At 69.2% G+C, this 8,394-nt stretch carries 7 protein-coding genes; 3 read left to right on the plus strand and 4 right to left on the minus strand.

The window, feature by feature from the left end; translation table 11 throughout:
* Positions 1–8: 8 nt before the first annotated feature.
* Complete coding sequence (locus PI86_RS06950; protein ID WP_039320211.1) at positions 9–2,624, minus strand: heavy metal translocating P-type ATPase; 2,616 nt, start codon at positions 2,622–2,624, stop codon at positions 9–11.
* Between the two features lie 81 nt (positions 2,625–2,705).
* On the opposite strand from PI86_RS06950, the gene cadR reads away from it, so the two are divergent.
* Entirely contained in the window at positions 2,706–3,137 is a 432-nt protein-coding gene (cadR, locus tag PI86_RS06955) for a Cd(II)/Pb(II)-responsive transcriptional regulator (RefSeq protein ID WP_014895515.1), read from the plus strand.
* Positions 3,138–3,205: 68 nt separating this feature from the next.
* The gene (locus tag PI86_RS06960) at positions 3,206–3,778 is read left to right on the plus strand and encodes a PadR family transcriptional regulator (RefSeq protein ID WP_014895514.1); all 573 of its coding nucleotides are present in this window, start codon (positions 3,206–3,208) and stop codon (positions 3,776–3,778) included.
* A 65-nt stretch (positions 3,779–3,843) separates the two neighbouring features.
* Here the strand turns inward: PI86_RS06960 and PI86_RS06965 are convergent, their stop codons facing one another.
* The 3 genes from PI86_RS06965 to PI86_RS06975 all read right to left on the minus strand — a co-directional run bounded on the left by PI86_RS06965 (position 3,844) and on the right by PI86_RS06975 (position 6,796).
* Positions 3,844–4,632, minus strand: a complete 789-nt coding sequence (locus PI86_RS06965; RefSeq protein WP_039320216.1) for an ABC transporter substrate-binding protein — start codon at positions 4,630–4,632, stop codon at positions 3,844–3,846.
* 113 nt (positions 4,633–4,745) lie between these two features.
* On the minus strand, positions 4,746–5,900 hold the full coding sequence (locus PI86_RS06970; RefSeq protein ID WP_039320219.1) for a pyridoxal phosphate-dependent aminotransferase: 1,155 nt from the start codon (positions 5,898–5,900) through the stop codon (positions 4,746–4,748).
* A 227-nt stretch (positions 5,901–6,127) separates the two neighbouring features.
* Complete coding sequence (locus tag PI86_RS06975) at positions 6,128–6,796, minus strand: TetR/AcrR family transcriptional regulator (RefSeq protein ID WP_039320222.1); 669 nt, start codon at positions 6,794–6,796, stop codon at positions 6,128–6,130.
* A gap of 99 nt (positions 6,797–6,895) precedes the next feature.
* Between PI86_RS06975 and PI86_RS06980 the strand changes: the two genes are divergently transcribed.
* Positions 6,896–8,394: acyl-CoA dehydrogenase family protein (locus PI86_RS06980; protein ID WP_039320225.1), on the plus strand; the 1,499-nt coding region annotated here is incomplete at its 3' end.

Consider the following 8,394-nt stretch of genomic DNA (forward strand, 5'->3'; position numbering starts at 1 on the left):
CCCGCTCCTCAGCGCTTCGGCTGCGCGCTCTCGAACACGCCCGCCTTCGACAGCAGCCGCAAGCCGTTGCCGACGACGATCAGGCTCGCGCCCGCGTCGGCGAACACGGCCATCCACATCGTGCCGAGCCCGGCGACCGTGAGGCCGAGGAACACGATCTTCACACCGAGCGCGAAGCCGATGTTCTGCACCAGCACGCGGTGCGTCGCGCGCGACAGCCGCACGAACGCGGGAATCTTGCGCAAGTCGTCGTCCATCAGCGCGACGTCGGCCGTCTCGATCGCGGTGTCGGTGCCCATCGCGCCCATCGCGAAGCCGATGTCGGCGCGCGCGAGCGCCGGCGCGTCGTTGATCCCGTCGCCGACCATCCCGACCGCGCCCGCGCCGCCGGCCGACAGTTCCTCGACCGCCGCGAGCTTGTCCTCGGGCAGCTGGTTGCCGCGCGCATCGTCGATGCCGGCCTGCCGGGCGATCGCCTGCGCGGTGTGCGGGTTGTCGCCGGTCAGCATCGCGGTGCGGATGCCGAGCGCGTGCAGGTCGGCGATCGCCGCGCGGCTGGTGTCCTTGATCGTGTCGGCGACCGCGAAGATGCCGAGCACACGCGTGTCGTCGACCAGCATCACGACGCTCTTGCCCTGCCGCTCGAGCGCGTCGAGCTTCGCCTCCAGCACCGGCGAGCAGCGTTCGAGCTCCTCGACGAGCCGGTGGTTGCCGAGCCAGTAGCGTGCGCCGTCGATCGTGCCGCGCACGCCGCGCCCGACGAGTGCTTCGAAGTCCTCTACATTTGCGAACGCCACCGCCTGCGCGTCGCGGGTCGCCGTGGCGATCGCCTGCGACACCGGGTGATCGGAACGCGCCGCGAGGCTCGCGCCGAGGCGACGCACGTGCGCGGCGTCGACGCCGGATGCATGCAGGTCGAAGTCGGTCTGCACCGGCTTGCCGTGCGTGATCGTGCCGGTCTTGTCGAGTGCGAGCCACGCGAGCTTGCGGCCTTCTTCCAGATACACGCCGCCCTTCACGAGAATCCCGCGCCGCGCTGCGGCCGCGAGCCCCGACACGATCGTCACCGGCGTCGAGATCACCAGCGCGCACGGGCATGCGATCACGAGCAGCACCAGCGCTCGGTAGATCCAGTCGTGCCATGCGCCGCCCAGCACGAGCGGCGGCGCCACCGCGACCAGCAGCGCGACCGCGAACACGATCGGCGTATAGACGCGTGCGAACTGGTCGACGAAGCGCTGCGTCGGCGCCTTCGCGCCCTGCGCTTCCTCGACCGCATGGATGATCCGCGCCAGCGTCGAGTTGGCCGCGACCGCCGTCACGCGATAGTCGAACGAGCCCGATTCGTTGATCGTGCCCGCGTACACCGCGTCGCCGGCCGCCTTGTCGACCGGCAGGCTCTCGCCGGTAATCGGCGCCTGGTTCACCGTCGAGCGGCCCGCGACGACCTCGCCGTCCAGCCCGATCCGCTCGCCCGGCTTCACGCGCACGACTGCGCCGAGCGCGACCTGCGCGGCCTCGATCGTGCGCCACGAACCGTCGGCGTCCTGCACGGTCGCCGTATCCGGCGCGAGCTGCATCAGGCCCTGAATCGCATTGCGCGCGCGATCGAGCGACTTCGCCTCGATCAGCTCGGCGATCGTGAACAACACCATCACCATCGCGGCTTCCGGCCACTGGCCGATCGCCATCGCGCCCGTCACCGCGATGCTCATCAGCGCGTTGATGTTGAGGTTGCCGTTGCGAATCGCGATCCAGCCTTTCTTGTAGGTGGTCAGCCCGCATGCGAGCACCGCCGCGAGCGCCAGCACCGCCGACAGCCACACCGGCAGGCCGGCCCAGCTCACGGCCTCGGACGCGATCGCGGCGACGCCGGCCAGCGCGAGCGGCCACCACGGCTTCGCGGGCGGCGGCGCGACGGACGTTGCCGGCGCGTCGGCCGACGCGGCCTCCGGCGTCATCCCGAGCGTGCGGATCGCGCTTTCGATCGCCGGCTGCGCGCCCGGCACGTGTTCGACGGTCAGCATCCGCTGCATCAGGTTGAATTCGAGTGCCGACACCTGCTGCATTGCGCCGAGCTTCTTGCGGATCAGCGTTTCCTCGGTCGGGCAGTCCATCTGCATGATCCGGAACGCCGAGCGCACGTGGCCCGATGCGGTCGCCCGCGCGACCGGCAGCGGCGCGAGCGTCAGCGCGGCAGGCGCGCAGCAGTCGCCGGCCGCGTGGTCGTGGTCGTGGTCGTGGTCGTGGTCGTGGTCGTGGTCGTGGTCGTGGTCGTGGTCGTGGTCGTGGTCGTGGTCGTGACCAGCATGGTCATGCGCCGCGTGATCGTGCGAGCACGCCGCGCCATGCCCGTGCCCGTCGCCGTGCGCGTGGCCGGCATGGTCGCCGTGGTCGTGTTCTTGCCCCGCGCCGTGCACGGATGCGTGATCGTGCTCATGATCGTGGCCGCCTGCATGCGGCCGCGTGCCACGCGCCGCCGCGTCGCCGTGGGCGTGCTCGCCGGCCGCCGGCGCCGCATCGGCAACGGTCGCCGCCTGCGTGTCGCGCGCGTCGACGCAGCAGGTCTTGGCGCCGCCGGCATGACGGTGTCGTGGGTCGTGGGTACGCTGGGCGTCGGTCATGACAACCTCCTCTATGGCTTGACGGTGTAGAGTTAACACCCTGAAGCCACTACAAGGTCAACCCTTACAACGGAGAAAGCCATGAAGATCGGCGAACTGGCCAAGGCGGCCCGCTGCACGCCCGAAACGATCCGCTTCTACGAGAAGGAGGGGCTGATGCCGGACGCGGAGCGCACCGATTCGAACTACCGCAACTACACCGACGTGCACGTCGAACGACTGCGCTTCATCCGCAACTGCCGCGCGCTCGACATGGCGCACGACGAAATCCGCGCGCTGCTGCAGCTCACCGACACGCCAGCCGATCCATGCGATTCGATCAACGCGCTGCTCGACGAACACATCGGCCACGTCGATGCGCGCCTCGCCGAACTGACCCATCTGCGCGACCAGCTCACCGAATTGCGCCGCCAGTGCGTCGGCGAACATTCGGTCGAGGACTGCGGAATCGTGCATGGTCTCGCGACGATGGAGACCGTCGCGCCGGCCGCGAAACGTTCGCACCTCGGCTGAAACCCTTGTGGGATAATATAGTCCAGTTAATAATAGTTATATTCTTACTAGACATAAACTGACTATTCATGACAACAAGTCGCCCGTCTCCGCTCGCGCTCGCGGTTCTCGCGACACTCACCGATACGCCGATGCATCCGTACGGGATGCTGCAGCAACTGAAGGCTCGCGGCTACGACGAAGTCGTCAACGTACGGCAGCGCACGAGCCTCTACCAGACGATCGACCGGCTGCTGCGCGACGGGCTGATCGCCGTGCACGACACCGAGCGCGACGGCGCATTTCCCGAGCGCACGCTGTACACGCTCACCGAGGCCGGGCACACCGCCGGCCAGGCGTGGCTGCACGCGCTGCTCGCTGAACCCGCGCGCGAGTTTCCGGCGTTCGGCGCCGGCCTCGCGTTCCTGCCGTTGCTCGACGCCGAAGATGCGCGCCATCAGCTCGAGCGCCGCATCGCCGCGCTCGAAGCCGAGCGCGCACGCCTGGAGTCGCTGCGCAACGCGGCGCAGAACGATCAGGTGCCGCGCCTGTTTCTGCTGCAGAACGAACACGCGCTCGTCCTGCTCAACGCGGAGCTCGACTGGGCGCGCAGCGTCGTCGAACACCTGAAGATCGGCGCGCTGCGCTGGGTCGACGGCTGACGCGCCGCAGGCGCACGGCCGGCGTCACGCATCGCGGCGGCCAGCCCGGCCGCCAGCCGCTCCGCTTACTGCGTGGAGATGTCGATGTTGCCGAAGTACTTCTGGCCGAGCGACTTCACCGTGCCGTCCGCCTTCAGCTTGTCGATCGCCGCATCGAGTTTCGCCTTCAACGCGTCGTCGCCCTTGCGCAAGCCGAACGCGATCCCGCTGCCGAGGATCCGGTCGTCGCGCACCGGCTGGCCGACGAACGCGAAGCCCTTGCCGTCCGGACGCGACAGGAAGCCGCGCTGGCCGGCCGGCGCAAGCACCAGCGTCGCGTCGAGGCGGCCCGCCACGAGATCCGCGTACGCCTGGTTCTGATCCTGGTACGCGACGACCGACACACCCGCCGGCTCCCAGTGCGCCTTCGCGTAGGTTTCCTGGATCGACGCCTGCAGCACGCCGACGCGCTTGCCCTTCAGCGCTTCCGGCGTCGGCAGCAGACCGCTGCCGGTGCGCGCGATCAGTTGCGTCGGCACGCGGTAGATGATCGTCGTGAAGTCGATCGCCTGGCGCCGCTGCTCGGTCGCGTTCATCGCCGAGTTGATCGCATCGAACTTGCGGCCCTTCAGCGCGGGAATCAGCCCGTCGAACGACGTCTCGACCCACTTGCACGCCAGCTTCGCAGTCTGGCAGACGGCATTGCCGACGTCGATATCGAAGCCCTGCAGGTCGCCGTTCGGCGCTTTCGACTCGAACGGCGGATACTGCGCCTCGAGGCCGAAGCGCAGCGTCTGCCCGTCGGCGAACGCCGCGCCGGCGCCAAGCGTGCACGCGAGTGCGAACGCGAGTTTCAGGGTGTGTCCATGCTTCATCGTGATCTCCTGACTTGTCGACCGGCGCCGTGCTTCGGCACATACGCCGGTACCATCCGTGGCTGTCGAGACGACGTACGCGTCGCCTGCCGGTGTGCGGGCCGCGCCCGCGATTACAGCGACCGCAAGCGCCGCGCGCCTTCGACCAGCGTCGCGTCGTCCTTCGAGAAACTGAGCCGGATCACGCCCGCGTCGGTGCCGTCGGTGTAAAACGCCGACAGCGGAATCGTCGCGACGCGCGCATCGCGGATCAGGCGCAGCACGAAATCGCTGTCGCTTTCGTCCGAGAAGTGCCGGAACCGCGCGAGCATGAAGAACGAGCCTTCACTCGGCAGCAGCTCGAAACGCGAACCGGCCAGCTCGCGCGCGAGCAGGTCGCGCTTGGCCTGATAGAACGCCGCCAGGCCGAGATAGCTTTCCGGCCGGGCGAGGATCTCCGCAAACGCGACCTGCATCGGCGTATCGGCCGCGAACACCATGAACTGGTGCACCTTGCGGATCTCATCCATCAGTTCGGCAGGCGCGATGCAATGGCCGACCCGCCAGCCCGTCACGTGGAACGACTTGCCGAACGACGACACGATCACGCTGCGCTCGGCCAGTTCGCGGTGCCGCGCGACGCTCTGGTGCTGCGCGCCGTCGAACACGACATGCTCGTAAACCTCGTCGGACAGCACCACGATGTCGGTATTGCGGGTGAGCTGCGCGAGCCGCTCGAGATCGTCGGCGGAGAACACGGTCGCGGTCGGGTTGTGCGGCGTATTGACGATGATCATCCGCGTGCGCGGCGTGATCGCCGCGGCGACTTCGTCCCAATTCACGCGGAAATGCTCGGCCGACAGCTTGATCGCGACCGGCGTCGCGCCCTGCATCCGCACGATCGGCGCATAGCTGTCGAACGACGGCTCGAAATAGATCACTTCGTCGCCCGGATGCACGAGCGCACTGATCGCCGCGTACAGCCCCTCGCTCGCGCTCGCGATCACCGTGATCTCGGTGCCTGGGTCGTAGCGGGTGCCGTACAGCGCCTCGGTCTTCTCCGCGAGCCGCTCGCGCAGCGACGCGATGCCGGCCATCGGCGCGTACTGGTTGTGGCCGTCGCGCATCGCGCGCGCGACGCCCTCGACGAGCGCCGGATCTGGCGCGAAATTCGGCGCGCCCTGCGACAGGTTCAGCGCATCGTGCTGTGCGGCGAGCTGGCCGATCACCGTGAAGATCGTCGTCCCGACGTCCGGCAGTTTCGAACGGGGCGTGGTGGCGCTTCGCATGACTCCTCCTCCTGATGTCCTTCGGGCTGGCCCGCGCGAAGCGCGCGGCCCTGCTCATGCCGCATGATTTAGCCCGAGCCAATATCGGCAGACAATCGAAAGTTCGTCATGGCAGCCATGCATTTTTCTCATTGCTTTGGCTAAGAAGAGCGCGGCGTCAAGGCAGTGCCGCCGACCACGCATGCGAATCAGGCATCTCTCCTGGGGCCGCGCAGCCGCGCCGTGCATCAGTCGCCTGCCGCCGCCAGATACGCACGCAGCATCGCCTGCAGTTCAGCGCGCAACGCGGCGAAGTCGAGCGTGGGCCCGAGCGTCAGCAGCGCCTGCGACACGCCGCCATAGCAGACCGTATGCGCCATCCGCGCGCACGCGTCGAGCCGTGCGGCCGACGGCGGATCGGCGGCCTGCGCGAGCGCATCCCGCCACAGCGCGACGTACGCGTCGTAATGTCGGCGATAGGCGGCCAGCGGCGACACCTGCCGCTCCAGCGCGAAGAACGCGCTCCACAGCGCGGCGTCGGCGCCGATCGCATCGACTTGCAGGTCGACGAGCGCGGCCGCGAGCGCGGCGCGCGGCCCGCCGCGCCGCCCGTTCGCCGCGTCGCGCAGCCGGTCGGCCAGCGCCAGCACGTGCCGGTGGATACACAGCGCGGCGAGACTCTGCTTGTCGCCGAAGTATTCGTAGAAGGTGCCGATGCTCACGCCCGCGACCGCCGCGATCTCGCGGATCGTCGCCTTCGCGTAGCCGCGCTCGAGCAAAAGCTGAACGAACGCCTGCTGCAGCGCATCGGAGGTGGCCTGCGCGCGCGACTGGCGCGGCCGGCGGCGCAACGCGGGCGCGGGTTGCGCCGCCGGCTGGCCGGGCGGCGCCGGAACCTGAACATGTCGCGGCGGCATATTTGCTACTCTGAAATTCAGCGGAAACGCGTTTGACCGGGCGCCGGCACCCGACCGGCCGACCGACCGATCGCGAAGCATGAGACCGGAGACAACCCGATGACCGAATCGCCCCATGCCGTCACGAACCAGTTCGACGAACTGGTCGACTATAACCTCTTCGCGACCGACGTCGCGCTGCGCGAGGCACTCGCCCGCGCGGGCGCCGGCTGGGCCGTGCCGCGGCTCGACGCGTACGGCGCGCGGCTCGGCAGCGCCGACACCGCGCAGCTCGCCGACGAAGCGAACCGCCAGACGCCGGAACTGAACGCGTTCGACCGGCGCGGCCGCCGCATCGACCGCGTCGATTTTCATCCGGCGTGGCACACGCTGCTCGGCATGTACCGCAACGAAGGCTTCGTGTCGCTCGCATTCCGCGATACGCGCCCCGGCCGCTGGGCCGCGACCGCGGCCGGCTTCTACCTGCACGGCCAGATCGAGGCCGGCACGCTGTGCCCGGCGACGATGACGCAGGCCGCGATTCCGGTGCTGCAGAAGGAGCCCGTGCTGTGGGACCTGCTGCGCGACAAGCTCTACAGCGACGACTACGATCCGCGCGACGTGCCGGTCGCCGCCAAGCGCTCGATCTGGTTCGGCATGGGGATGACCGAGAAACAGGGTGGCTCCGACGTGCGCGCGAACACGACGCTGGCTACCCCGGTCGGCGCGGGCGGCCGCGGCGGCGAATACCGGCTGCGCGGCCACAAGTGGTTCTTCTCCGCGCCGATGTGCGATGCCCACCTCGTCGTCGCGCGGACCGCAGCCGGCAGCCCGTCGTGCTTCTACGTGCCGCGCTGGCGGCCCGACGGCACCAAGAACGCGGTCGAGATCCAGCGGCTGAAGAACAAGGTGGGCAACCGCAGCAATTCGAGCAGCGAGATCGAGCTGAACGACGCGTGGGGGATCATGCTCGGCGACGAAGGCCGCGGGATTCCGACCATCATCGAGATGGCCACCTACACGCGGCTGAACTGCGTGCTCGGCAGCGCGGCGATGCTGCGCCAGGGCGTCGTGCAGGCGATCGCCTACACGCGCCAGCGCCACGCGTTCGGCCGCGCGCTCGCCGAGCAGCCGCTGATGCGCACCGTGCTCGCCGATCTCGCGCTCGAGAGCGAGGCCGCGCTCGCGCTCGCGATGCGCCTAGCCGATGCGTTCGAGCGCGACGACTCGCCGCGCGAGCGCGCGTGGAAGCGCATCGTCACGCCCGCCGCGAAATTCTGGGTCTGCAAGCGCGCGGTCGAGCTGACCGGCGAGGTGATGGAAGTGTTCGGCGGCAACGGCTACGTCGACGACGGCCCGATCGCGCGACTGTTCCGCGAAGCACCCGTCAACTCGATCTGGGAGGGCTCCGGCAACGTGATGTGCCTCGACGTGCTGCGCGCGGTGTCGCGCGAGCCCGACGCGGCCGCCGCGCTGCTCGCCGAACTGACCGATCTCGGCGCGGGCGAACCGCGCATCCGCGCGGCGCTCGATGCGCTACGCGCGATGCTCGCCGCACCGGCAGACACGCTCGAGGCATCGGCCCGCGTGTTCGCGCAGCGGCTCGCGCTCGTCGCGCA

The organism is Burkholderia sp. A9, assembly GCF_000801975.1.